We start from the raw sequence: 21,909 nt of genomic DNA on the forward strand, positions 1-21,909 counted from the left end.
CTCCGCTGTCTGCATTGTCGGAACGGGCACGCGCTCCCGACGGGCGCACAGATGCCTTCTGTCTTCTATCCGTGATCTCCGCTCAGATGTTACCGGAGGGTCAAACCGACACTCGGGCAATCGGACGCGTGAGAGGGAGTATGTGGCTCCTGCCAGCAACTCTCACCTTCGATTTCACCTTGTGGCAAGAATCACAAATATTCTTTGTAACGTAAAGATCTCTTCTAATTGAACGAATGACCAAATAGATTTTCAGCGCATCTGCGCAGGTGGGTATTCGGTTGCGCGGACCGGAGGTCTTTGATTTGACCGGTGACGAAAGTCCCCCGATTCCTTCCGGTTGGTCCCCTGGGCCCGCTGCTCGATGTCTTGTGGAGAGATTCGCGATACCGTTGGGAAATGGCGAACGCGACGTTGTCGGTGGTTGTTCCGGCTTTTAATGAATCTGAATACATCGAAACGTGCATCGAAGCGCTCATTGCTCAAGGTGAATATGTCGACGAAATCATCATCGTTGACAATAATTCCTCGGACAACACTTCCGAGTTGATCGAGAAGTATCAAAGTAGTTGTCCCAAGGTTCGGCTTCTCAAAGAATCCCGCCCCGGGGTGGTGCATGCGAGAAACAAAGGGTTTGACGCGGCGAGTGGAGAAATTATCGGACGTATCGACGCGGATACGATCGTGGGGGAAGACTGGGCCGTTGCGGTTCACGAATTCTTCGAGCGTCGCGACGATTTCTCGGGCGTAACTGGCCTGACTTACCTTTATGAATCTCCGATCGCCGGCCTTCAGCGCCGATGGACGAATTGGCGACTCGGTCGCGGGGCTCAGGGGGCGGTTCGGCCCGTTGTTGCAGTTCCAGGCAGTAACATGGCGATGCGTCGGTCGGCTTGGTTGGCCGTTAGGGGTGCGGTCAGCGATCGAACCGACATTCATGAGGATATCGATCTATCCCTCTGCATGGCGCATGTTCGTTGCGCAGTGGGGCAGATCTCGAGCATGGCCGCAAAGGTTTCGGGTAGACGTGGAGTTAGTTCGCCGCGAGTGTATGCACGATATAATCGAGCATCGAAGAAAACCCTCGAGCATCATGGTGTATCGAATTGGAAGTTAACATTCTTGATTGCAGCAGACAGTATTCTGCATGCAATCTTGTGGCCTCTTTATCGAATTTATGACAAGGATTCCGGACAACTCTCGTCTCGGGTCTTGGGTCGGAGGCAGCGGGCGCGGGATCTTCCCGTCTTTTCTTGATAAATCCGTCCGGTATTTATTCGAGAACGCTCGTGTCTAGCTGAAAAATCGGGAGTGCCCGATAATTGCGGACTATTGCTGGTTCTCGTTCGTTGCGAACTATTTCTTTTATTGCACGGGATTAACTGGCAGAATATTTATCTGCAGCGATTGTTACTTCTGGTGTAACTTGCAGCTTTTGGAGCAGGGACGTTATTCCACTGTAGTCCTGCACGAACAGTTCGTTGTGCGGTTCCAATGCGACATCGTCGAGCATCTTCCGTCCTCCAGGTATGGCTTCAATTTCCATGATTGCTCGCCACGCGCCGAAGTCGGTCCCGCTGAACGCACGCATTGCGTCCTCGAAACCTTCGAGTAGATAGCTGCGATCTCCACCACCCAGGGAATCCCAGACCAGCACCGCCAGTTCCCCGGCAATCGAGGCATGGCAGTACTCGTCGCGAGCGTGCAACCGGATTGTCGCGCGGTTGATCGACTGAACGCCCGGATCGTCCGAGATCAGGTCGAGGTATGCGGTGATCGACACCTCGGCGACGGTCATGAACGCCAACTGTGTCAGGGCAATCTTGCGAGGCCCCTCGGCTGCGTCGAGAGCTTGCGCCCGCGTGCGGACCGTCAGGACGTCTGGCAGTGCCTTCGCCGGCAGCCCCCAGCCCCTGCCTCGACGGGTCGCTGAACTGGCATTGAAGTGCATGAGCGTGTGATATTGCTCGTCGACCATCGCCTGATTGACCGCCACTGCAGCCCAATCTCCGAGACCGACGCCGAGTCGGTCTTCGGCGAGAACGTCGAAGCCGGGATTGACGACGTACTTCTCGATGTCCATGACGTTCTTGTTGAACGCGATCCATGCCCAGGCTTGCAGGCGTTGCTTCTGCTCGGGGCTCAATGCCAGGTAGGTCGGATGCTCCGCGAACGGGAGAAGTGCTTCGGGGTAGTCGGACAGCGACGAATCGAAGAGATCGTCCAGTTCCGGTTCCGCCTTCTTCACGGTTGCCCGGCGCGCCCAATTGCTCGCAAGGCGGCGGACGATTGCACTCTCGACCGGATCGGAGGCGTCGTACTCCGGGAGGCTGGGCGGACTCACTCCAGGTCTCATCGTGCCCTACTCTCTGTGCCCTTCGGCGATCTCTCCGTGCCCTTCGGAAATGCGATCGAACAAGCTCTGGCACTCCGCGTTCAATTCGCCTGAGCGATTGTCGAGCGCTGCGTCGGCGGTTTTCATCAGCGTCGTGAAGTCGCCGAGGGTCTCGGCCGCCCTGTCCACCTGTGCGGTGGCATCGAACAGTGCTTTTCGTGTCGCACCTGCGTACGGATTGCCCGCTTGTACGTCCCAGTACACCTCCGGTTCGCCGCCGGCTACACGCGCCAGGAGCGCGAGCAAGGCCCGATGCGGGGGAGGGGCGACCGCGAGGAGTTCGTCCGCGGAAACTCCGAGTTCGGCCAGGGCAACGCCGAAAGCCAGCACCGACGCGTGTGTCAGAACCTGGGTGGCCGCAGCCAACCGGTCGTGACGATCGGCGTCCATCACCGCGACCGACGCGCCCCACGAGCGCACGACGTCGAGGAATCTGTCGGACTGCGGACCGCCGACGTACGGCACTGCGATGACGGCCCGACCGCGCGGCCCGAGCGACGGACGGAACATGGGGTTGAGTCCGAGGAACTCCCCTTCTCGGCCGGCGTCGGCGATTGCTGCGTCCATCCGCGATTTGACCGACAGCGTGTCCACAACGAGAGCGCCGGATGTCCGAAGGCTCGGTAGTGCGGCTAGAGCGACCTGTTCGGGAACCGCGAGCACGATGATGCGCGAGGACTCCACGTGCGCGAGGACTTGCTCACTGGGTTTCGTGATGTCTCCGACGACTACATCTCCGTCGGGATCGCTGCCTGCTGGGTCGACGACGGTGACGGTCGACCCCCCGGCGCGAAGCAGTTCGACGAACATGGATCCGACGGCACCCAGCCCGCCGACAACCGTCGCTGTGCCTGATGACGCCGTCATGGCTGGATCTACCCGCCGTACTCGAGGACCCGCGAGGACACCGCGTCGAGCGCACGGAGCAGCGTGGACGCCTTGACCGTGGTCTCGTCGAATTCTTCTTCCGGATCGGACAACGCTGTGATGGCACCGCCGATTCCGAAGGTCACGCCGCTCTCGGTACAGACCAGCGACCGGATCACGATCGAGAGGTCCGCGGCGCCACCGAGCGCGAAGTACCCGATCGATCCCGAGTAGACCCCACGAGGGCCGGATTCGAGACGGTCGATGATCTCCATCGTCCGTACCTTCGGGGCGCCGGTCATCGATCCACCGGGGAACGCGGCACGCACACAGTCCACCGCCGACGACCCCGGACTCAGGTGTCCGCGCACCGTCGACACCATTTGGTGAACGGACGAGTACGACTCGATCGCGAACAGCCTCGGAACGTGGACACTTCCCGGAACGCAGACCTTGGTGAGGTCGTTGCGGGTGAGGTCCACGATCATCAGGTTCTCGGCGCGGTCCTTCTCGCTGTCGAGCAGGTCCTGCCGTAGGGCAGCATCACGCGCTCGGGTGACGCCGCGCGGGCGGGTCCCTTTGATCGGCTTGGACTCGACGTTGCCGGCCGAGTCGACACGAAGGAACCGCTCAGGCGAGGCCGAGACCACCGAGATGCCGGTGAAGTCGAGAAGTGCGCTGTACGGCGTCGGATTGATCGAGCGCAGATACTCGAACGCCTGCTGTGCATCGATCGTCTCGTCGACGCTCGCCATGTTGGTCAGACACACCTCGTAGGACTCACCCGCCCGGATCTCCGAGAGGGCCGTTCCGATCAACGACAGGTACTGATCGCGATCATGCCGAAGGCGAGCCTGCGTCCAGACGGTGTCGCTGATCAGCGGAACCGGGGTGCGTTCCGGAAGGTCCGCGCCGATCCGCGCCAAGGTGTCGACGGTCGATTCGAGCCAATCGTCATAGCCGGCGTCGCGGACTTTCTCGCGCAACCTCAAAACGTGAGTGCGGCCCGCGGTGTGATCGATGACGACGGCGCGGTCGGCAAACACCAGAGCAGCATCAGGAGTGGGTGCCGGATGGACTGCCCTTCCTCCGGTCTGTGCTTTCAGTTCGTAGCCGAGGTAGCCCACGTAGCCGAGGTTGAAGTCGAGTTCCGGATGGGAGGGCACGAAGCGCGTCGCGAGTTGTGCGTCCAAGTAATCGAAGAACGGAACTCGAATGTGCTCGTCGGACAAGCCTTTTCGGCTGACAGTCAGTACCTCGGCTTGCACGTCGTACGTGATGAACTCAGCCAGCGGCCCCGACGAATCGCCGAGAATCGAAAAGCGCGCACTCGGCTCTGCGGTTGCCGCGCGGTCCAGCCAGAACGCGTTCGTGCCGTCGGCGAACAGTGCTGCATAGGCCGCCGACGGGTCCACTGCAAAATCGAGAATCACGTCGTCGACGTCGTAGTTGATCGCCGGCCGCAGGTCGGGTGTTTGCGGAGCAGGTTCGGGTCGGATCACCGAATCCAGAGTGCGTCCCACGGACAGATCGCGGAAGTTCGCGAGCAAATCTATGCCGAACTCGGTGCTGATGGACTCCGGATGGAACTGAACGCCCCACATCGGCTTGGTCCGGTGCCGGACACCCATGAGCAGACCGTCGGACGTCCACGCGGTACGAACGAAGGCGTTCGGCAGATTCTCGACGGTCAACGAGTGGTAGCGAACAGCTCGGAACGGCGACGGAAGTCCGGCAAAAATGCCCGAGCCGTCGTGATCGATCAGCGAAATTCGGCCGTGCATCGGTACGGGCGCAACCACCACGTCCGCGCCGAACAACTCGCACAGGCCCTGGTGGCCGAGACAGACACCGAGAAGTGGGAGAGGCGCTTCTTCGATGAAACGGCGGCTGATTCCGAAATCACGGTCGCGATCCGGCCGGCCGGGACCTGGGGAGATGACCACGTTGTCGTACGACGCGAGATCGAGGGAATCCCAATCCGCGTCGTTGCGGACCACGGTCGGCACAACCCCGTTGACCTCGGTCAACAGGGTGAACAGGTTGTAGGTGAACGAGTCGTAATTGTCCACCAGAAGGGTGCGGGAACTCATGTCGATGATCCTGATCTCGGTCCGACGGATTCCCGAACAGTGTCCTCCTCCTCAACAGGTGCGTTGATCACCAGGTCTTCGAGTCGACAGGTCTCGGCAATCATCAGCTCGTACAGGGCGTTGAAGAAGTCAGGAGAGAGGTCGTGTCTACGAGCGAATTCACGCGCCCGCTCCTGCACGACGCGCACGCGGCCGGGTTGCATCATCGGAACCTCGCGGGAGCGCTTCCACTCGCCGATGCGCAGGCAGAGTTCCAGCCGCTGCCGCACCGTCTCGAGAAGTAGAGCGTCGATGGCGTCGAGGTCGCGCCGGAAGCTGTCCAATCCCTCGGCCTCGTCCGGATACGACGAGGTCTGCGTGCCTGCTTCGGAACTCGTTGTGGTCAAGAACTCTTCCACGAGGCCTCCCGGTGCTCGGCGTGACGCGAGGTCGACAATGTGGTGCCCGGAACGCAACCCACCTCCGGACACCGGCACCCCGACCGACCATCGCCGTTCGGGGAGGTGTTCCACGATCGTCATTCGCCGAAACCTGCGGTGGTGCCTAATTCTGCGAAACCTGTTTGGCGGGCGAATCAGGTTGCGATGCAGGCGGGTTCGTGAGTGCCTACTTGGGGGAGACCCAGGTGGTGATTTCGGCGTGGACTACTTCCTTGCCGCCCCGGTCGAAGATCGAGATGGGAACGAGAAGTTCCGTGCCACTCTCGATCGCCGCGAAGTCCGGCAAAGTCTCGAGTCGGGCGACCGCCCGCAGGCCGGTCTCGGCCTTGGCGAGGTAGTCGACCTTCATCGACTTGGGGATCCAGCGGTGGGAGTTCGGAACCGTCGCTTCGCTCAGCATGCCCATCGCGACCTCCGCGAGGTTGCAGGCAGCGATCGCGTGAAAAGTGCCGAGATGGTTGTGGACGCCCCACCATTTGGGGGAGCGGACCTCGCAGAGCCCTGGTTCCAACTTGGTCACCCGGGGGAGAACAGAGGCGAAATAGGGCACGCGAATGGACATCGCCGCCGAGAAAACTGCATGTCCGAGGGAGTTGTCCGGCAATTTCTGCCATCCGCGATAGGTAGGGCTGGAGGTAGTCATAGGCGTATCTTACTTCTGAGTAAGGTTGTTGTCGCGCAGCTCACTCGGAAAAGGCAGTTCGGGGGAGTTGAGGATTTGGGCCAGGTACGGCATACTGGTCGGGTTGCCTTGTCCGGGACGCGGTCGATTGCGGCCGTGATCGGGTAAGGGTAAGACGTCACAGACGATCGATCGCAGATCCCGTCAGGGTAATCGGGTCAACGACTGTGACCATGCAAGACGAGAAGTAATGCAGGACGGCAGCAGTACCTACTTTGTGTTCGACATCGAACACGTCCGGTACGCATCACGTGCCAGATAATCGAAAGATTGTCCGGCGCAGGATGAGTGAGAAGGCGACACGCCCGACCGCGTGTACCGGAGAACAATGACAAACGAACAGCGGCAGCAGATCCTGATCTCGATCCGAATCTCGGTACTCCCGAGAACTTGGACTTGGTCCCGATCGCTTCAGTGTTCGTCGTGTCATCGTCCAGGCAAGGACTGTGCAGACGAGGTAGCTCGAGCCTGACCAGGCGGGCTACGAAACGCGGCAAGAAAAGGACACTAAGCGTGGCGGGACAAAAGATCCGCATCAGGCTCAAGGCCTACGACCACGAGGCGATCGACGCGTCAGCGCGCAAGATCGTCGAGACGGTAACCCGTACGGGTGCCCGCGTCGTTGGACCTGTGCCGTTGCCGACCGAGAAGAACGTATATTGCGTCATCCGCTCGCCGCACAAGTACAAGGACTCGCGCGAGCACTTCGAGATGCGTACTCACAAGCGGCTGATCGACATTCTCGACCCGACGCCGAAGACGGTTGACGCGCTCATGCGCATCGACCTTCCGGCCAGTGTCGACGTGAACATTCAGTGACGGCGGAGACAAAAACAATGACTGATACCAAGATCAAGGGAATCCTGGGCACCAAGCTCGGCATGACCCAGGTCTTCGACGAGAACAACCGGGTTGTCCCGGTCACCGTCGTGAAGGCTGGGCCGAACGTCGTAACCCAGATCCGTACCGAAGAGCGTGACGGCTACAGCGCCGTTCAGCTCGCGTTCGGCGCCATCGACCCGCGCAAGGTGAACAAGCCGACTTCCGGCCAGTTCACCAAGGCTGGTGTGACCCCGCGTCGCCACGTAGTGGAGCTCCGCGTTGCGGACACCTCCGACTACGAGGTCGGCCAGGAGCTCACCGCCGAGGTCTTCGAGGACGGCGCATACGTCGACGTCACCGGAACCAGCAAGGGCAAGGGCTTCGCCGGAACCATGAAGCGTCACGGCTTCAAGGGACAGGGCGCGTCGCACGGTACCCAGGCTGTTCACCGCCGCCCGGGCTCCATCGGTGGCTGTGCAACTCCCGGCCGCGTGTTCAAGGGCATGCGCATGTCCGGACGCATGGGTAGCGACCGCATCACGACGCAGAACCTCTCGGTCCACAAGGTGGATGCAGAGAACGGCCTGCTGCTGATCAAGGGTGCGATCCCCGGCCGCAAGGGCGGCCTCGTGATCGTCAAGAGTGCAGTGAAGGGTGGTGCACGGGCATGACCAGCACCGAGACCAAGTTGACCCTGGACGTCAAGGTCGCCGGCGGCAAGACCAACGGCACCGTCGATCTCCCCGCTGAGATCTTCGACGCTCCGGCCAACATCGCGCTTCTCCATCAGGTTGTCGTCGCGCAGCTCGCAGCTGCTCGTCAGGGAACCCACTCCACCAAGACCCGCGGCGACGTCCGCGGCGGTGGCAAGAAGCCGTACCGCCAGAAGGGCACCGGCCGCGCACGCCAGGGCTCGACTCGCGCACCGCAGTTCGTCGGCGGCGGAACCGTTCACGGCCCGCAGCCGCGTGACTACAGCCAGCGCACCCCCAAGAAGATGAAGGCAGCCGCTCTTCGCGGAGCCCTCTCTGACCGCGCACGCAACGAGCGCATCCACGTCATCACCGAACTGGTTGCAGGGCAGACGCCTTCGACCAAGGGCGCTATCGCGTTCCTCGGCGAGATTTCGGATCGCAAGAAGCTGCTGCTCGTCGTGGGTCGCCAGGATGTAGCCGCTTGGAAGAGCGTGCAGAACCTGGAAGGCGTGCATCCCATTGCACCCGACCAGCTCAACACCTACGACGTGCTCAATGCAGACGATGTCGTGTTCAGCGTCGAGGCACTCAACGCGTTCATCCACGGGCCCGCAGAGAGCGCTCAGAACAAGGAGGACGCCAAGTGAGCACCATCGCTGACCCCCGCGACATCCTGCTCGCTCCGGTCATCTCCGAGAAGTCCTACGGACTGATCGAGGAAGGCACCTACACCTTCCTGGTGCACCCGGACTCGAACAAGACGCAGATCAAGATTGCCGTCGAGAAGGTCTTCGGCGTCAAGGTGACCAGCGTCAACACCGCCAACCGTCAGGGCAAGCGTAAGCGGACCCGATTCGGTTACGGCAAGCGCAAGGACACCAAGCGCGCGCTCGTGACCCTGTCCGCTGACAGCAAGCCCATCGAGATCTTCGGAGGACCGGTCGCGTAAGCGCCGGGACTTGACGAGACATAGAGGACGAGAAGACTCATGGCAATCCGTAAGTACAAGCCGACAACACCGGGCCGTCGTGGCTCGAGCGTCTCGGACTTCGCCGAGATCACTCGGTCGACCCCCGAGAAGTCGCTGGTTCGCCCGCTGCACGGTCGCGGTGGACGTAACGCACACGGTCGTATCACCACCCGTCACAAGGGTGGCGGACACAAGCGTGCATACCGACTGATCGATTTCCGTCGCAACGACAAGGACGGCATCCCGGCAAAGGTCGCTCACATCGAGTACGACCCCAACCGCACAGCAAACATCGCACTCCTGCATTACGCAGACGGTGAGAAGCGCTACATCATCGCCCCCAAGGGCCTGGTGCAGGGTTCACCGGTCGAGTCCGGTGCAGGCGCCGACATCAAGCCGGGCAACAACCTGCCGCTGCGCAACATCCCGACTGGTACCACCATCCACGGTGTGGAACTGCGTCCCGGCGGCGGAGCCAAGATGGCTCGTTCCGCAGGCGCCAGCATCCAGCTCCTCGGTAAGGAAGGCAGCTACGCCACGCTGCGTATGCCTTCCGGTGAAATCCGTCGCGTCGACGTGCGCTGCCGCGCATCCGTCGGCGAGGTCGGCAACGCCGAGCAGTCGAACATCAACTGGGGCAAGGCCGGCCGTATGCGTTGGAAGGGCAAGCGCCCGACCGTTCGTGGTGTCGTGATGAACCCGGTCGACCACCCGCACGGTGGCGGCGAGGGCAAGACCTCAGGTGGACGCCACCCGGTCAGCCCGTGGGGTAAGCCTGAAGGCCGTACCCGCAAGAACAAGGCAAGCGACAAGATGATCGTCCGTCGCCGCCGCACCGGCAAGAACAAGCGCTAGGAGGGAGTGAAGGATGCCACGCAGCCTTAAGAAGGGCCCGTTCGTCGATGACCACCTCCTCGCGAAGGTGGATGTACAGAACGAAAAGGGAACCAAGCAGGTCATCAAGACCTGGTCCCGTCGTTCGACAATCATCCCGGACTTCATCGGCCACACGTTTGCAGTTCACGACGGCCGCAAGCACGTCCCCGTGTTCGTTTCCGACTCCATGGTCGGACACAAGCTCGGAGAGTTTGCACCGACCCGCACGTTCAAGGGTCACATCAAGGATGATCGGAAGGCGAAGAGGCGATGAGCAACACCGAAACCGCCAACCCGACTGCCAAGGCTGTAGCGAAGCACGTTCGCGTTACGCCGATGAAGGCACGTCGAGTTGTGGACCTGGTCCGCGGGCGCTCGGTTGAAGACGCCCTGAACATCCTGAAGTTCGCGCCGCAGGCAGCGAGCGAGCCGGTCGCCAAGGTGATCGCCTCCGCAGCAGCCAACGCCGAGAACAACCTCGACCTCGACCCCAGCACGCTTGTCGTTGCTACGGCGTTCGTGGACGAGGGCGCGACCCTCAAGCGGTTCCAGCCGCGTGCACAGGGACGTGCGTTCCGTATTCGCAAGCGCACCAGTCACATCACCGTGATCGTGGAGAGCCTGCCGAAGACCGGAACATCGACCCGTAATCGCCGGAAGGGAAGTGCTCAGTAGTGGGCCAGAAAATCAACCCGCACGGCTTCCGTCTCGGCATCACCACCGACTGGAAGTCTCGCTGGTACGCAGACAAGCAGTACGCGGAGTACGTCAAGGAAGACGTCGCGATCCGTAAGCTCCTCGCCACCGGCATGGAGCGCGCAGGAATCGCGAAGGTCGAAATCGAGCGCACCCGTGACCGTGTTCGCGTGGACATCCACACTGCACGTCCGGGCATCGTCATCGGCCGCCGCGGCGCCGAAGCCGATCGCATCCGCTCCGAGCTCGAGAAGCTGACCGGCAAGCAGGTTCAGCTGAACATCCTCGAGGTCAAGAACGCAGAAGCTGAAGCACAGCTCGTCGCACAGGGTGTGGCCGAGCAGCTCTCGAACCGCGTTGCCTTCCGTCGTGCAATGCGCAAGGCCATCCAGTCGGCCATGCGTCAGCCCAACGTCAAGGGAATCCGCGTTCAGTGCTCCGGTCGTCTCGGCGGCGCCGAGATGTCCCGGTCGGAGTTCTACCGCGAAGGCCGTGTGCCGCTGCACACGCTTCGTGCGGACATCGACTACGGCCTCTACGAGGCCAAGACCACCTTCGGTCGCATCGGCGTCAAGGTCTGGATCTACAAGGGCGACATCGTCGGTGGCAAGCGTGAGCTCGCCGCCAACACGGCCGCACCGGCCGGGGATCGCCCGCGTCGTGAGCGTCCGAGCCGTCCGCGTCGTTCCGGTGCCACCGGTACCACTGCGACCAGCACCGAGGCCGGCCGCGCAGCGACCGCAACCGCCGATGCTCCCGCAACTGAACAGAATCAGGAGGGCTGACGCATGTTGATCCCACGGCGGGTCAAGCACCGCAAGCAGCACCACCCGAGCCGTTCGGGTGCCGCCAAGGGCGGTACCCAGGTGACCTTCGGTGACTACGGCATCCAGGCTCTCGAGCCTGCCTACATCACCAACCGGCAGATCGAGTCCGCTCGTATCGCCATGACTCGGCACATCAAGCGTGGCGGCAAGATCTGGATCAACATCTTCCCGGATCGCCCCCTCACGAAGAAGCCGGCCGAAACCCGAATGGGTTCCGGTAAGGGTTCGCCCGAGTGGTGGATTGCCAACGTCAAGCCCGGACGCGTTCTGTTCGAGATGACATACCCCAACGAGGAGATTGCTCGTGAGGCCCTGCGCCGCGCGATGCACAAGCTCCCGTGCAAGTGCCGGATCGTGACCAGAGAGGAGCAGTTCTGATGGCTACTGGAACCCCAGCAGCAGAGCTCCGCGAGCTCAGTGAAGACGAGCTGGTCACCCGGCTCCGTGAGTCGAAGGAAGAGCTTTTCAACCTTCGTTTCCAGATGGCTACCGGCCAGATGGACAACAACCGACGACTGCGCACCGTTCGTCACGAGATCGCGCGCATCTACACCGTCCTGCGTGAGCGTGAGCTCGGACTCGCTGTGGGTCCGGATGCAGGTGACGCGGCATGAGTGAGGAAAAAGCAGTGAGCACAGAAGAGCGCGCGAGCCGTAAGGTCCGTGTCGGATACGTCGTGTCCGACAAGATGGAAAAGACGATCGTGGTCGAGCTCGAAGACCGCGTCAAGCACAAGCTCTACGGCAAGATCATCCGCCGTACGACCAAGGTGAAGGCGCACGACGAGAACGGCGTTGCCGGCGTCGGCGACCGCGTTCAGCTGATGGAAACCCGTCCGCTGTCCGCGACGAAGCACTGGCGTCTGGTCGAGGTCCTCGAAAAGGCCAAGTAAGCCTGATCGAATCCTCGAGCTGATCGAGTATCACCGAATGGCCCGCTTCCCCTTGGGGGAGTGGGCCATTCGGCTTTCCGGGGGCTTTCGGGGCTTTCCGGGCGAAGGGTTCGAGTTGCGTCGAGTACGGCTGATTTGGTATTCGGTGAACCCTTCCCTACAATAGAACGGTTGCCTGTGGCAGAGGTGTGTCTTCACGTGCGCAGCTCGAACGGTGCTTGCAGTGATCGTCTCCCGACGTCAGTCGGTGGGACTGCAGCTCAGACACGACGCAGGTGGCAACAATGACCGCGCGCACCGGGTCGGTAATCCGTTGCGCACGAAATTCCAGGTCTAGGGAGATCAAGTGATTCAGCAGGAGTCGCGAGTTCGCGTCGCTGATAACACGGGTGCCAAGGAAATCCTTTGCATCCGCGTTCTCGGCGGTTCGTCACGTCGCTACGCCGGGATCGGTGACGTCATCGTCGCCACCGTCAAGGACGCAATCCCCGGTGGAAACATCAAGAAGGGTGAGGTCGTCAAGGCCGTCATCGTTCGCACGACCAAGGAGCGCCGTCGTCCGGACGGTTCCTACATCAAGTTCGACGAGAACGCTGCAGTGCTCATCAAGGCTGACAGTGATCCCCGTGGAACCCGCATCTTCGGACCCGTCGGCCGTGAGCTGCGCGAGAAGAAGTTCATGAAGATCGTTTCGCTTGCCCCGGAGGTGCTGTGATGAAGGTGCACAAGGGTGACACCGTTCTGGTCATCGCCGGCAAGGACAAGGGCGCGAAGGGCAAGGTCATTCAGGCCTACCCCGCGACCGACAAGGTCCTCGTCGAAGGCGTGAACCGAATCAAGAAGCACACCGCGGTTTCCGCGAACGAGCGCGGAGCATCCTCCGGCGGCATCGTCACGCAGGAAGCCCCGATCCACGTTTCCAACGTTGCAGTCGTCGACTCGGACGGAAACCCCACCCGCGTGGGCTACCGCACCGACGAAGAGTCCGGCAAGCGCGTTCGGATTTCCCGGAAGAACGGGAAGGACATCTGACATGACCTCCACCGAAAACAAGGTCCAGCCGCGCCTCAAGGCACGCTACCGCGCTGAGATCAAGGACGCGCTCAACAGCGAGTTCGACTACTCGAACGTCATGCAGATCCCCGGCGTCGTCAAGGTTGTCGTCAACATGGGCGTCGGCGACGCCGCCCGTGACGCCAAGCTGATCAACGGCGCTGTCCATGACCTGTCGCTGATCACGGGCCAGAAGCCCGAGATCCGCAAGGCACGTAAGTCCATCGCGCAGTTCAAGCTCCGCGAAGGTATGCCCATCGGTGCACGCGTCACCCTCCGTGGTGACCGCATGTGGGAGTTCCTGGACCGCCTCGTGTCTGTCGCTCTGCCCCGTATCCGCGACTTCCGCGGTCTCTCGGGCAACCAGTTCGACGGCAACGGCAACTACACGTTCGGCCTCAACGAGCAGTCGATGTTCCACGAGATCGACGTGGACAAGATCGATCGCCCCCGCGGCATGGACATCACCGTCGTGACCACCGCAACCAACAACGAAGAAGGCCGTGCACTGCTCAAGCACCTCGGCTTCCCGTTCAAGGAGAACTGAGCGCATGGCTAAGAAGGCATTGGTCAACAAGGCCAACAAGAAGCCCAAGTTCGCGGTTCGCGCCTACACCCGCTGCCAGCGGTGCGGTCGCCCGCACTCGGTGTTCCGCAAGTTCGGCTTGTGCCGTATCTGCGTTCGCGAGATGGCTCACGCCGGCGAGCTTCCCGGAGTTCGCAAGAGCTCTTGGTGATCTGAGGCCCTTGGGCTTCGTCACACCACGCATGTGAATGGGCGTGGGTTCCTTTGGAACCCACGCCCATTCGTGGTTTTCATCGAGATGTGAATCGTGCCGATCCTGAAAAGAACTGCCCCGCTGCGACTCTGGTTGAAAGCGATCATCGTTCGTCGGTGTCGTTCTTCGGTGCCGAACGAGCAGTTCAGATTTCGGGGTGCGTCGATAGCTTCCCGATCGCATCCTTCGGGCGGCAGTGGGGGAGGCGACATGGGATCCCGGTGGACACCTGCGCCAAAGTTCCCTACACTAGAGCGGTTGCCGTGGCTGACGCATGCGTTCAGCTCGGTGCGGTAACTTACGCCGTCTGACACAAGTCGGACGGCCCAGCCGAATTGCTGGAGGCCCACGATCGGATTCGTCCGGTGTTGCATGGGAACCACAGCGAGAAAGGTGTCGAGGTCGACCTATGACCATGACTGACCCCATCGCAGACTTCTTGACGCGTCTGCGCAACGCCAACACGGCGTACCACGATGAGGTGAAGCTTCCCCACTCGAAGATCAAGGCGAACATCGCCGAGATCCTCAAGCGCGAGGGCTACATCTCCGATTTCCGTACCGAAGACGCAGAGGTCGGCAAGACCCTCATCGTCGATCTGAAGTACGGTCCCAGCCGCGAGCGTAGCCTCGCCGGCGTGCGTCGCGTTTCCAAGCCCGGTCTCCGGGTTTACGCGAAGTCCACCAACCTGCCCAAGGTCCTCGGAGGCCTCGGCGTGGCCATCATCTCCACGTCGTCCGGTCTGCTCACCGATCGCCAGGCGGCCAATCAAGGAGTAGGCGGGGAAGTCCTCGCCTACGTCTGGTAAGGGAGGCCACCACAATGTCGCGTATTGGAAAGATTCCGGTCACCGTCCCCGCGGGCGTTGACGTCACGATCAGCGGCCAGGATGTCACCGTCAAGGGTCCCAAGGGCACCCTCGCGCTGACCATCTCCGAGCCCATCGCAATCGAAAAGGCAGAGGACGGCTCGCTGAGCGTCACGCGCCCCGACGACGAGCGTCGTAGCCGCGCGCTGCACGGTCTGTCGCGGACCCTGGTTGCGAACATCATCACCGGTGTCACCGAGGGTTACACGAAGAAGATGGAGATCCACGGTGTTGGTTACCGTGTGGCACTGAAGGGCAAGGACCTCGAGTTCGCGCTCGGCTTCAGCCACCCGGTGCCGATCGAGGCTCCTGAAGGCATCACCTTCGTCGTCGAGTCGCCCACCCGGTTCTCGGTGTCCGGCATCGACAAGCAGAAGGTCGGGCAGATCTCGGCCAACATCCGTCGTCTCCGTCGTCCGGACCCGTACAAGGGTAAGGGCGTGCGTTACGAGGGTGAGCAGATCCGCCGCAAGGTCGGAAAGACGGGTAAGTGATATGAGCCAGACTGCAAACCAGAAAGCCAAGCGGATTCCGCTGGGCAAGGATGCGTCCACCAAGCGTCGTCTCTCGAAGACGCGTCGTCACTTCCGTCTCCGCAAGAAGGTCTCCGGCACGCCCGAGCGTCCCCGCTTGGTCGTCAACCGGTCCTCGCGCCACATCCACGTCCAGCTCGTGGACGACCTGGCCGGCCACACCCTGGCCTCCGCGTCGACCATCGAAGCAGACGTGCGCGTGGCAGAAGGCGACAAGAAGGCTGCGAGCGCGAAGGTCGGTCAGCTGATCGCCGAGCGCGCCAAGGCTGCCGGCGTGGAAGCAGTTGTCTTCGACCACGGCGGACACGGCTACCACGGTCGCATCGCGGCCCTGGCAGACGCGGCTCGCGAAGGCGGGTTGAAGTTCTGATGACCAACATTTTCAACGGAAGGACAGCCTGATGCCGGGACGTCAAAGGCGTGACGGCGGAAGCGGACCCGCCGGACAGAATGGCCCCAACAGCGGTGACAACAGCAACGCTCGTGGGGACAACCGTGGTGGCGGCCGTGACCGTCGCGACGGTGGCCGTGGCGGAAACGCTGCGGAGAAGTCACAGTTCATCGAGCGCGTTGTCACGATCAACCGCGTTTCCAAGGTCGTCAAGGGTGGTCGTCGCTTCAGCTTCACCGCTCTGGTGATCGTCGGAGACGGCAACGGACTGGTCGGCGTCGGCTATGGAAAGGCCAAGGAAGTTCCCGCGGCCATCCAGAAGGGTGTCGAGGAGGCTCGCAAGAGCTTCTTCCGCGTCCCGATGATCGCCAACACCATCACTCACCCCGTTCAGGGTGAGGCTGCTGCCGGCATCGTCATGCTTCGCCCGGCAAGCCCCGGTACCGGTGTTATCGCCGGTGGCGCTGTGCGCGCCGTGCTGGAGTGCGCTGGTATCGCGGACATCCTGTCGAAGTCGCTCGGTAGCGACAACGCCATCAACGTCGTGCATGCGACCGTTGCTGCGCTCAAGGGTCTGCAGCGTCCCGAGGAAGTTGCGGCTCGCCGCGGCCTCACCCTCGAAGAGGTTGCACCCGCCGGCATGCTTCGCGCTCGCGCACAGGCTGCTGGGAGTGTGAAGTAATGGCAGATCTCAAGGTCACTCAGATCAAGAGCATCATCGGGACCAAGCAGAACCAGAAGGATTCTCTGCGCACGCTGGGTCTCAAGGGCATCCGTCAGACCGTTGTTCGTGAGGACAACGCACAGAACCGCGGTCTGATCAACGTGGTGCGCCACCTCGTAACAGTTGAGGAGGTCTAACCATGACCATCAAACTGCACCACCTGCGCCCCGCTCCGGGATCCAAGTCCAACAAGATTCGTGTTGGACGCGGTGAGGGCGGCAAGCGTGGTAAGACCGCAGGTCGCGGTACCAAGGGCACCAAGGCACGTAACACCGTGCGCGTGGGCTTCGAGGGTGGACAGATGCCGCTTCACATGCGTCTGCCCAAGCTCAAGGGCTTCACGAACCCGTTCCGCGTCGAGTACCAGGTCGTCAATGTCGGCGACATCGCCCGTCTGTTCCCCGAAGGTGGAGCAATCACGGTCGAGGATCTCGTCGCCAAGGGCGCAGTCCGCAAGAACCAGCTCGTCAAGGTTCTGGGCGACGGCGAACTGACAGTTGCCGTTCAGGTGACCGTCGACAAGTTCACCGGTTCCGCCAAGGAAAAGATTGCTGCTGCCGGTGGTTCCGCCACCGAGCTGTGAGTGATCACGCGTAGCTAGTCCGATGGCCGCAGCGCAGCGTTTGCTGCGGTGCGGCCATCGGCGTCTACGAGGTCGTGTCACAGGTACGAGGTCGTGTCACAGATTGGTCGTGCATGCTCGGACGGGCCAGTATTCTGGTCACCGAGTGGCAAATGTATCTTCGGCTTACCCGGTTTTCGTGGTCTGCCCGCCTAGTTCCCAAATGCTCACTGTTAGAGTTCAAAAGTTCGACAGGTCAAAACGATCTGTCTCCCTACCGTCGTGCCAGGAGGATCTTTGCTTTCCGCCTTCGTCTCGGCCCTCAGGACCCCAGACCTGAGGCGGAAGATCCTCTTCACCCTCGGCTTGGTGGCTCTGTATCGGGTCGGCGCTCTCATCCCGTCCCCAGGTGTCGACTACGGCCGTGTGCGTCAGTGCATCGATATCGCCAACTCCGGTGACTCAGCAGGTATCTACTCGCTGATCAACCTGTTCTCCGGCGGCGCTCTGCTGCAGATGTCGATCTTTGCGATCGGCATCATGCCGTACATCACGGCGAGCATCATCGTGCAGCTCCTGACCGTGGTGATTCCGAAGTTCGAGGAACTTCGGAAAGAAGGCCAGTCCGGCCAGGCCAAGATGACGCAGTACACGCGTTACCTGTCCATTGCTCTGGCAATCCTGCAGTCGACCGGCATCGTCGCTCTTGCGGCACGCGGACAGTTGCTCCAGGGCTGTGACGACATCATCGCCGACAAGTCGATCTTCGGACTTGTCATCATCGTGCTGGTCATGACTGCCGGTGCTGCCATGGTCATGTGGTTCGGCGAGGTCATCACCGAACGTGGCGTCGGCAACGGTATGTCCCTCCTCATCTTCGCCGGTATCGCATCGCGTATCCCGAGCGAGGGCAAGGCAATCCTCGACAGCCGTGGTCCGCTGGTCTTCGCCTTCGTCTGCCTCGCAGCGCTGCTGATCATCGCCGGTGTCGTCTTCGTCGAGCAGGGTCAGCGTCGTATCCCGGTGCAGTACGCGAAGCGGATGGTCGGACGCAAGATGTACGGCGGATCCTCGACGTACCTGCCTCTGAAGGTGAACCAGGCCGGCGTCATCCCGGTGATCTTCGCGTCTTCACTGCTGTACCTCCCGAACTTGATTGCACAGCTGACTTCGGCCAGTACAGCGGTCGACCCCAGTTGGTGGCAGCGCCTCATCAACACCTACCTGGTGAATCCGGCCAACCCGGTGTACATCGCGATCTACTTCGGCCTGATCGTCTTCTTCACGTACTTCTACGTCGCCATCACCTTCAATCCCGAAGAGCGCGCCGACGAGATGAAGAAGTTCGGCGGCTTCATCCCCGGTATCCGACCCGGTCAGCCGACCGCGGACTACCTCAACTACGTGCTGAGTCGCATCACCCTTCCGGGTGCGATTTACCTCGGCACCATTGCTGTTCTGCCCAACCTGTTCCTCGACATCGGGAATGGCGGCGGCGCGCAGAACCTGCCGTTCGGTGGCACCGCGGTGCTGATCATGGTCAGCGTCGGCCTGGACACCGTGAAGCAGATCGAGAGTCAGCTAATGCAGCGTAACTATGAAGGGTTCCTCAAGTGAGACTTGTCCTCCTTGGTCCTCCCGGTGCCGGCAAGGGCACCCAGGCCGCTATCTTGTCCGAGAAGTTCGGCGTTCCCCATATCTCCACGGGTGATCTCTTCCGCGCGAACATCGGTCAGGCCACCGCTCTCGGTGTGGAAGCAAAGAAGTACATCGACGCCGGCGAACTCGTACCGAGCTCGATCACCAACGACATGGTGAAGGCTCGCGTCGCAGAACCGGACGCAGCAAACGGTTTCCTTCTCGACGGATTTCCGCGCTCGGTCGAACAGGCTCAGGCACTCGAGGGAATCTTGAAGGATCTCGACACCAAGCTCGACGGTGTCCTCTCCTTCGTCGTCGACGAGGACATCGTGGTCGAGCGTATGCTCGCCCGTGGTCGTGCAGACGACACCGAGGACGTCATTCGCAACCGACTCCGGGTCTACCGCGACGAGACGTCACCGCTGTTCGATTACTACAAGGACAGCATCGTCTCCGTCGACGCGATCGGCGAGGTCGAAGAGGTCAACGCTCGCGCACTGGCAGCGTTGGGTAAGTAATGGTCTTCGGGCGCAAACGCAAGGTTGTTCCGTTCCGCTCCGCGGGCGAACTCGACGCGATGGCTGCTGCCGGCGCGATCGTGGGTTCGGCTCTGGTGGCGGTTCGCGCTGCGGCGAAGCCCGGTGTCAGCACTTTGGAATTGAACGCGGTCGCTGAATCCGTCATTCGTGACGCCGGCGCCGTGCCCTCGTTCCTCGGGTACCACGGCTTCACCGGCTCGATCTGCTCTTCGGTCAACGATCGCGTCGTTCACGGAATCCCTTCAGCTCAGGACATCCTGGCTGAAGGCGACCTGGTTTCCATCGACTGTGGCGCGATCCTCGACGGATGGCACGGTGACTCCGCTTGGACGTTCGGTGTCGGTGAGATCAGCGTCGCCGATCAGGAGCTCAGCGAAGCCACTCGGCTTTCTATGGAAGCCGGGATCGCGGCAATGATCGCCGGCAACCGTCTGACGGATGTTTCGCACGCGATCGAGGTCGGTACTCATGCCGCCGAGAAGTTGCACGGTCGTTCCTACGGCATCGTCGACGGATACGGCGGACACGGAATCGGCCGGGAAATGCACATGGATCCGTTCCTCGCCAATGAAGGTGCCCCGGGTAAGGGTCCTGAACTGGTTGTCGGATCGTGCCTGGCGATTGAGCCGATGCTCACGCTCGGCGCCACCGACACGGTGATTCTCGACGACGACTGGACCGTTGTGACGACCGACGGGTCCCGTGCGGCGCACTGGGAACACACTGTCGCAGTGACCGAAGACGGTCCGCGGATTCTGACACTCCGGCCGGAGTAGTCGACACAGTCGCTGACAAGTGTTGGCAGCGAGCATGATTCACGTTCGAGAAGTCCCAGCCTCATTTCGAGGCTGGGACTTTTTCGATGGGGGAGCGGTGTGCGTCGTCACCCTGACCGGAGGCGCATTTGGCCTGGTCGTTTACATCGCGTAACATGGCTAGGCGGTGCGCTATGCGCGTCGATAGTTCGTGTGCCTACGCCCGGATCGCTCCGGGATAGGCCTTTCGAACTGCCGACGATCTTTCCATTGCGTGCCAATGTAACGGAAGCCGATGCACGAAGCATGCCAAACCAAACGGATCGCGGAGGATATGGCTAAGAAAGACGGGGCCATCGAGGTCGAAGGACGAGTAGTCGAGCCGCTGCCCAATGCGATGTTCCGCATTGAGCTCGAGAATGGCCACAAGGTCCTCGCCCACATCAGCGGAAAGATGCGTCAGCACTACATTCGCATCCTCCCGGAAGATCGCGTTGTCGTAGAGCTCTCGCCCTACGATTTGTCGCGCGGACGCATCGTTTACCGCTACAAGTAACGAACTTCCCGGACCTGACCTGGGTCAGGGAGAAGTATGTCTGCCGCGGTTCATCGCGGCGGGCTGCGACAAAACAGGAGATCAGAAGACGTGAAGGTTCAGCCGAGCGTCAAGAAGATCTGCGAGAAGTGCAAAGTGATTCGCCGTAACGGTCGAGTCATGGTGATCTGCGAGAACCTGCGTCACAAGCAGCGTCAGGGCTAGATCTAGCTTTTCGAAGATCTGCTTGGCAACAAGCAAAGAAGACCTCCCAGTACCAGCCATTGTTGACGAGACCCCACGCGATCGTTCACCGATCGCCAAGGTCGGACAATGGTTCACCCCCGGCACGGAGGCCGGGGCCCCACTGAGTTAGTTGATGAGATCATCTGCGCCTTCGGGCGTCGGTACTCGGCAAGAGGCACAGGGGAAGGGCTGGGAGCAGACCTCCGCACACCGATAAGGAAATGCCAACATGGCACGTCTCTCTGGTGTTGATCTTCCTCGCGAAAAGCGCATGGAGATCGCACTGACATACATCTACGGCATCGGCCGTACCCGCTCCAAGGAAATCCTTGACGCCACCGGCGTCAGCCCGGATCTCCGGAGCAAGGACCTCTCGGACGAGGACCTGGCAAAGCTCCGCGAGTACATCGAGGAGTCGCTCAAGGTCGAGGGTGACCTTCGCCGCGAGGTTCAGGCCGACATCCGTCGCAAGATCGAGATCGGCTGCTACCAGGGCCTGCGCCACCGTCGTGGTCTGCCCGTGCGTGGTCAGCGCACCAAGACCAACGCCCGTACCCGTAAGGGTCCGAAGCGCACCATTGCCGGCAAGAAGAAGGCGAAGTAATGCCCCCGAAGTCACGTAGCACCGGTCCGAAGAAGACCCAGAAGACGCGTCGCAGGGATAAGAAGAACATCCCGCACGGCGCCGCTCATATCAAGAGCACCTTCAACAACACCATCGTGTCCATCACGGACCCCGCCGGAAATGTCATTTCCTGGGCGTCTTCGGGACACGTCGGCTTCAAGGGTTCGCGTAAGTCGACTCCCTTCGCCGCTCAGCTTGCTGCTGAGAGCGCTGCCCGTAAGGCGCAGGAGCACGGTGTCAAGAAGGTTGACGTCTTCGTCAAGGGACCGGGATCCGGTCGCGAGACCGCAATCCGTTCCCTCCAGGCCGCTGGCCTCGAGGTCGGCACCATTTCCGATGTAACCCCCCAGCCGCACAACGGCTGCCGTCCGCCCAAGCGGCGTCGGGTATAGCGGGAAGGATA

34 protein-coding genes are annotated in these 21,909 nt (G+C 61.5%); 29 read left to right on the forward strand and 5 right to left on the reverse strand.

Annotated elements, in window-relative coordinates; translation table 11 throughout:
- Window positions 1-399 precede the first annotated feature (399 nt).
- Window positions 400-1,257, forward strand: coding sequence for a glycosyltransferase family 2 protein (locus tag P0M12_RS21585; RefSeq protein ID WP_064073940.1), 858 nt, complete (start codon window positions 400-402; stop codon window positions 1,255-1,257).
- A gap of 121 nt (window positions 1,258-1,378) precedes the next feature.
- On the opposite strand, the gene P0M12_RS21590 is transcribed toward P0M12_RS21585, so the two are convergent.
- From P0M12_RS21590 to P0M12_RS21610, 5 genes are all read right to left on the reverse strand, one after another.
- The gene (locus P0M12_RS21590) at window positions 1,379-2,356 is read right to left on the reverse strand and encodes a diiron oxygenase (protein ID WP_277376800.1); all 978 of its coding nucleotides are present in this window, start codon (window positions 2,354-2,356) and stop codon (window positions 1,379-1,381) included.
- A gap of 6 nt (window positions 2,357-2,362) precedes the next feature.
- The gene (locus tag P0M12_RS21595; protein ID WP_269614507.1) at window positions 2,363-3,262 is read right to left on the reverse strand and encodes a prephenate dehydrogenase dimerization domain-containing protein; all 900 of its coding nucleotides are present in this window, start codon (window positions 3,260-3,262) and stop codon (window positions 2,363-2,365) included.
- An 8-nt stretch (window positions 3,263-3,270) separates the two neighbouring features.
- A complete protein-coding gene (pabB, locus tag P0M12_RS21600) occupies window positions 3,271-5,355 on the reverse strand; it encodes an aminodeoxychorismate synthase component I (RefSeq protein ID WP_277376801.1) in 2,085 nt (694 codons plus the stop codon).
- On the reverse strand, window positions 5,352-5,876 hold the full coding sequence (locus tag P0M12_RS21605; RefSeq protein WP_042922406.1) for a chorismate mutase family protein: 525 nt from the start codon (window positions 5,874-5,876) through the stop codon (window positions 5,352-5,354). Before P0M12_RS21605 ends, pabB begins: the two co-directional genes overlap by 4 nt.
- An 85-nt stretch (window positions 5,877-5,961) precedes the next feature.
- Window positions 5,962-6,438: a hotdog fold domain-containing protein gene (locus tag P0M12_RS21610; protein ID WP_277376803.1), complete on the reverse strand. Its 477-nt coding sequence runs from the start codon at window positions 6,436-6,438 to the stop codon at window positions 5,962-5,964.
- Window positions 6,439-6,990: 552 nt separating this feature from the next.
- Between P0M12_RS21610 and rpsJ the strand changes: the two genes are divergently transcribed.
- The 28 genes from rpsJ (at window position 6,991) to rpsK (ending at window position 21,898) form a co-directional block, all read left to right on the forward strand.
- Window positions 6,991-7,296 carry a 30S ribosomal protein S10 gene (gene rpsJ / locus P0M12_RS21615; RefSeq protein ID WP_003938093.1) on the forward strand — a complete coding sequence of 102 codons (306 nt, stop codon included), beginning with the start codon at window positions 6,991-6,993 and terminating at the stop codon, window positions 7,294-7,296.
- A gap of 17 nt (window positions 7,297-7,313) precedes the next feature.
- Complete coding sequence (gene rplC, locus P0M12_RS21620) at window positions 7,314-7,970, forward strand: 50S ribosomal protein L3 (RefSeq protein WP_003940826.1); 657 nt, start codon at window positions 7,314-7,316, stop codon at window positions 7,968-7,970.
- The gene (gene rplD, locus P0M12_RS21625; RefSeq protein WP_003940723.1) at window positions 7,967-8,641 is read left to right on the forward strand and encodes a 50S ribosomal protein L4; all 675 of its coding nucleotides are present in this window, start codon (window positions 7,967-7,969) and stop codon (window positions 8,639-8,641) included. Before rplC ends, rplD begins: the two co-directional genes overlap by 4 nt.
- Window positions 8,638-8,943, forward strand: coding sequence for a 50S ribosomal protein L23 (gene rplW, locus P0M12_RS21630; RefSeq protein WP_003940990.1), 306 nt, complete (start codon window positions 8,638-8,640; stop codon window positions 8,941-8,943). The genes rplD and rplW overlap by 4 nt, the downstream gene beginning before the upstream one ends.
- A 39-nt stretch (window positions 8,944-8,982) precedes the next feature.
- Window positions 8,983-9,819: a 50S ribosomal protein L2 gene (gene rplB, locus P0M12_RS21635; RefSeq protein ID WP_003940895.1), complete on the forward strand. Its 837-nt coding sequence runs from the start codon at window positions 8,983-8,985 to the stop codon at window positions 9,817-9,819.
- Between the two features lie 13 nt (window positions 9,820-9,832).
- Window positions 9,833-10,114, forward strand: coding sequence for a 30S ribosomal protein S19 (rpsS, locus tag P0M12_RS21640; RefSeq protein WP_003940820.1), 282 nt, complete (start codon window positions 9,833-9,835; stop codon window positions 10,112-10,114).
- A complete protein-coding gene (gene rplV / locus P0M12_RS21645) occupies window positions 10,111-10,515 on the forward strand; it encodes a 50S ribosomal protein L22 (RefSeq protein WP_003940717.1) in 405 nt (134 codons plus the stop codon). Before rpsS ends, rplV begins: the two co-directional genes overlap by 4 nt.
- Entirely contained in the window at window positions 10,515-11,321 is an 807-nt protein-coding gene (gene rpsC, locus P0M12_RS21650) for a 30S ribosomal protein S3 (RefSeq protein WP_003941003.1), read from the forward strand. Before rplV ends, rpsC begins: the two co-directional genes overlap by 1 nt.
- A 3-nt stretch (window positions 11,322-11,324) precedes the next feature.
- A complete protein-coding gene (gene rplP / locus P0M12_RS21655) occupies window positions 11,325-11,741 on the forward strand; it encodes a 50S ribosomal protein L16 (RefSeq protein WP_003940899.1) in 417 nt (138 codons plus the stop codon).
- Window positions 11,741-11,977, forward strand: coding sequence for a 50S ribosomal protein L29 (gene rpmC, locus P0M12_RS21660; RefSeq protein WP_003940734.1), 237 nt, complete (start codon window positions 11,741-11,743; stop codon window positions 11,975-11,977). Before rplP ends, rpmC begins: the two co-directional genes overlap by 1 nt.
- A complete protein-coding gene (gene rpsQ, locus P0M12_RS21665; protein ID WP_003941020.1) occupies window positions 11,974-12,255 on the forward strand; it encodes a 30S ribosomal protein S17 in 282 nt (93 codons plus the stop codon). The genes rpmC and rpsQ overlap by 4 nt, the downstream gene beginning before the upstream one ends.
- Window positions 12,256-12,601: 346 nt before the next feature.
- Window positions 12,602-12,970, forward strand: a complete 369-nt coding sequence (rplN, locus tag P0M12_RS21670) for a 50S ribosomal protein L14 (RefSeq protein ID WP_003940951.1) — start codon at window positions 12,602-12,604, stop codon at window positions 12,968-12,970.
- On the forward strand, window positions 12,970-13,287 hold the full coding sequence (rplX, locus tag P0M12_RS21675; protein ID WP_003941019.1) for a 50S ribosomal protein L24: 318 nt from the start codon (window positions 12,970-12,972) through the stop codon (window positions 13,285-13,287). The genes rplN and rplX overlap by 1 nt, the downstream gene beginning before the upstream one ends.
- Window position 13,288: 1 nt before the next feature.
- A complete protein-coding gene (rplE, locus tag P0M12_RS21680) occupies window positions 13,289-13,855 on the forward strand; it encodes a 50S ribosomal protein L5 (RefSeq protein WP_003940924.1) in 567 nt (188 codons plus the stop codon).
- Window positions 13,856-13,859: 4 nt separating this feature from the next.
- Entirely contained in the window at window positions 13,860-14,045 is a 186-nt protein-coding gene (locus P0M12_RS21685) for a type Z 30S ribosomal protein S14 (protein WP_003940698.1), read from the forward strand.
- A 451-nt stretch (window positions 14,046-14,496) separates the two neighbouring features.
- On the forward strand, window positions 14,497-14,895 hold the full coding sequence (gene rpsH / locus P0M12_RS21690; protein WP_003940873.1) for a 30S ribosomal protein S8: 399 nt from the start codon (window positions 14,497-14,499) through the stop codon (window positions 14,893-14,895).
- A gap of 14 nt (window positions 14,896-14,909) precedes the next feature.
- Window positions 14,910-15,449 carry a 50S ribosomal protein L6 gene (rplF, locus tag P0M12_RS21695; protein ID WP_003940970.1) on the forward strand — a complete coding sequence of 180 codons (540 nt, stop codon included), beginning with the start codon at window positions 14,910-14,912 and terminating at the stop codon, window positions 15,447-15,449.
- A gap of 1 nt (window position 15,450) precedes the next feature.
- Window positions 15,451-15,858 (forward strand): 50S ribosomal protein L18, encoded by a 408-nt coding sequence (gene rplR / locus P0M12_RS21700; RefSeq protein WP_003940996.1) that lies wholly within the window; start codon window positions 15,451-15,453, stop codon window positions 15,856-15,858.
- A gap of 31 nt (window positions 15,859-15,889) precedes the next feature.
- A complete protein-coding gene (gene rpsE, locus P0M12_RS21705; RefSeq protein ID WP_003940718.1) occupies window positions 15,890-16,561 on the forward strand; it encodes a 30S ribosomal protein S5 in 672 nt (223 codons plus the stop codon).
- A complete protein-coding gene (rpmD, locus tag P0M12_RS21710) occupies window positions 16,561-16,740 on the forward strand; it encodes a 50S ribosomal protein L30 (RefSeq protein WP_003940751.1) in 180 nt (59 codons plus the stop codon). Before rpsE ends, rpmD begins: the two co-directional genes overlap by 1 nt.
- Window positions 16,741-16,742: 2 nt before the next feature.
- Window positions 16,743-17,186 (forward strand): 50S ribosomal protein L15, encoded by a 444-nt coding sequence (rplO, locus tag P0M12_RS21715; protein WP_003940829.1) that lies wholly within the window; start codon window positions 16,743-16,745, stop codon window positions 17,184-17,186.
- Window positions 17,187-17,462: 276 nt separating this feature from the next.
- Entirely contained in the window at window positions 17,463-18,782 is a 1,320-nt protein-coding gene (gene secY, locus P0M12_RS21720; RefSeq protein WP_003940773.1) for a preprotein translocase subunit SecY, read from the forward strand.
- Entirely contained in the window at window positions 18,779-19,324 is a 546-nt protein-coding gene (locus tag P0M12_RS21725) for an adenylate kinase (RefSeq protein WP_003940868.1), read from the forward strand. Before secY ends, P0M12_RS21725 begins: the two co-directional genes overlap by 4 nt.
- Complete coding sequence (gene map / locus P0M12_RS21730) at window positions 19,324-20,121, forward strand: type I methionyl aminopeptidase (RefSeq protein WP_064112325.1); 798 nt, start codon at window positions 19,324-19,326, stop codon at window positions 20,119-20,121. Before P0M12_RS21725 ends, map begins: the two co-directional genes overlap by 1 nt.
- 313 nt (window positions 20,122-20,434) lie before the next feature.
- Window positions 20,435-20,656 carry a translation initiation factor IF-1 gene (gene infA / locus P0M12_RS21735; protein WP_003418601.1) on the forward strand — a complete coding sequence of 74 codons (222 nt, stop codon included), beginning with the start codon at window positions 20,435-20,437 and terminating at the stop codon, window positions 20,654-20,656.
- 90 nt (window positions 20,657-20,746) lie between these two features.
- Window positions 20,747-20,860: a 50S ribosomal protein L36 gene (rpmJ, locus tag P0M12_RS21740; protein ID WP_003938068.1), complete on the forward strand. Its 114-nt coding sequence runs from the start codon at window positions 20,747-20,749 to the stop codon at window positions 20,858-20,860.
- A 250-nt stretch (window positions 20,861-21,110) separates the two neighbouring features.
- On the forward strand, window positions 21,111-21,485 hold the full coding sequence (gene rpsM / locus P0M12_RS21745; RefSeq protein ID WP_003940834.1) for a 30S ribosomal protein S13: 375 nt from the start codon (window positions 21,111-21,113) through the stop codon (window positions 21,483-21,485).
- Window positions 21,485-21,898, forward strand: coding sequence for a 30S ribosomal protein S11 (gene rpsK, locus P0M12_RS21750; protein ID WP_003940683.1), 414 nt, complete (start codon window positions 21,485-21,487; stop codon window positions 21,896-21,898). The genes rpsM and rpsK overlap by 1 nt, the downstream gene beginning before the upstream one ends.
- The last annotated feature ends 11 nt before the right edge of the window (window positions 21,899-21,909 follow it).

The organism is Rhodococcus sp. RCBS9, assembly GCF_029457415.1.
In the GTDB taxonomy this organism is placed as follows: domain Bacteria; phylum Actinomycetota; class Actinomycetes; order Mycobacteriales; family Mycobacteriaceae; genus Rhodococcus_F; species Rhodococcus_F qingshengii.

What these genes read in the sequence shown, in the direction of transcription:
- rpmD (WP_003940751.1), top strand. Translation starts at nt 16,561, where the DNA reads ATGGCAGATCTCAAGGTCACTCAGATCAAGAGCATCATCGGGACCAAG.
- pabB (WP_277376801.1), bottom strand. Translation starts at nt 5,355, where the DNA reads ATGAGTTCCCGCACCCTTCTGGTGGACAATTACGACTCGTTCACCTAC.
- rplP (WP_003940899.1), top strand. Translation starts at nt 11,325, where the DNA reads ATGTTGATCCCACGGCGGGTCAAGCACCGCAAGCAGCACCACCCGAGC.
- P0M12_RS21685 (WP_003940698.1), top strand. Translation starts at nt 13,860, where the DNA reads ATGGCTAAGAAGGCATTGGTCAACAAGGCCAACAAGAAGCCCAAGTTC.
- rpsQ (WP_003941020.1), top strand. Translation starts at nt 11,974, where the DNA reads ATGAGTGAGGAAAAAGCAGTGAGCACAGAAGAGCGCGCGAGCCGTAAG.
- rplE (WP_003940924.1), top strand. Translation starts at nt 13,289, where the DNA reads ATGACCTCCACCGAAAACAAGGTCCAGCCGCGCCTCAAGGCACGCTAC.
- rplD (WP_003940723.1), top strand. Translation starts at nt 7,967, where the DNA reads ATGACCAGCACCGAGACCAAGTTGACCCTGGACGTCAAGGTCGCCGGC.
- P0M12_RS21590 (WP_277376800.1), bottom strand. Translation starts at nt 2,356, where the DNA reads ATGAGACCTGGAGTGAGTCCGCCCAGCCTCCCGGAGTACGACGCCTCC.
- rpmC (WP_003940734.1), top strand. Translation starts at nt 11,741, where the DNA reads ATGGCTACTGGAACCCCAGCAGCAGAGCTCCGCGAGCTCAGTGAAGAC.
- rpsE (WP_003940718.1), top strand. Translation starts at nt 15,890, where the DNA reads ATGCCGGGACGTCAAAGGCGTGACGGCGGAAGCGGACCCGCCGGACAG.
- rplF (WP_003940970.1), top strand. Translation starts at nt 14,910, where the DNA reads ATGTCGCGTATTGGAAAGATTCCGGTCACCGTCCCCGCGGGCGTTGAC.
- rplR (WP_003940996.1), top strand. Translation starts at nt 15,451, where the DNA reads ATGAGCCAGACTGCAAACCAGAAAGCCAAGCGGATTCCGCTGGGCAAG.
- infA (WP_003418601.1), top strand. Translation starts at nt 20,435, where the DNA reads ATGGCTAAGAAAGACGGGGCCATCGAGGTCGAAGGACGAGTAGTCGAG.
- rpsS (WP_003940820.1), top strand. Translation starts at nt 9,833, where the DNA reads ATGCCACGCAGCCTTAAGAAGGGCCCGTTCGTCGATGACCACCTCCTC.
- rpsK (WP_003940683.1), top strand. Translation starts at nt 21,485, where the DNA reads ATGCCCCCGAAGTCACGTAGCACCGGTCCGAAGAAGACCCAGAAGACG.
- rplC (WP_003940826.1), top strand. Translation starts at nt 7,314, where the DNA reads ATGACTGATACCAAGATCAAGGGAATCCTGGGCACCAAGCTCGGCATG.
- P0M12_RS21585 (WP_064073940.1), top strand. Translation starts at nt 400, where the DNA reads ATGGCGAACGCGACGTTGTCGGTGGTTGTTCCGGCTTTTAATGAATCT.
- rplB (WP_003940895.1), top strand. Translation starts at nt 8,983, where the DNA reads ATGGCAATCCGTAAGTACAAGCCGACAACACCGGGCCGTCGTGGCTCG.
- rplO (WP_003940829.1), top strand. Translation starts at nt 16,743, where the DNA reads ATGACCATCAAACTGCACCACCTGCGCCCCGCTCCGGGATCCAAGTCC.
- map (WP_064112325.1), top strand. Translation starts at nt 19,324, where the DNA reads ATGGTCTTCGGGCGCAAACGCAAGGTTGTTCCGTTCCGCTCCGCGGGC.
- P0M12_RS21605 (WP_042922406.1), bottom strand. Translation starts at nt 5,876, where the DNA reads ATGACGATCGTGGAACACCTCCCCGAACGGCGATGGTCGGTCGGGGTG.
- rpsM (WP_003940834.1), top strand. Translation starts at nt 21,111, where the DNA reads ATGGCACGTCTCTCTGGTGTTGATCTTCCTCGCGAAAAGCGCATGGAG.
- P0M12_RS21610 (WP_277376803.1), bottom strand. Translation starts at nt 6,438, where the DNA reads ATGACTACCTCCAGCCCTACCTATCGCGGATGGCAGAAATTGCCGGAC.
- rplX (WP_003941019.1), top strand. Translation starts at nt 12,970, where the DNA reads ATGAAGGTGCACAAGGGTGACACCGTTCTGGTCATCGCCGGCAAGGAC.
- rplV (WP_003940717.1), top strand. Translation starts at nt 10,111, where the DNA reads ATGAGCAACACCGAAACCGCCAACCCGACTGCCAAGGCTGTAGCGAAG.
- rpsH (WP_003940873.1), top strand. Translation starts at nt 14,497, where the DNA reads ATGACCATGACTGACCCCATCGCAGACTTCTTGACGCGTCTGCGCAAC.
- P0M12_RS21595 (WP_269614507.1), bottom strand. Translation starts at nt 3,262, where the DNA reads ATGACGGCGTCATCAGGCACAGCGACGGTTGTCGGCGGGCTGGGTGCC.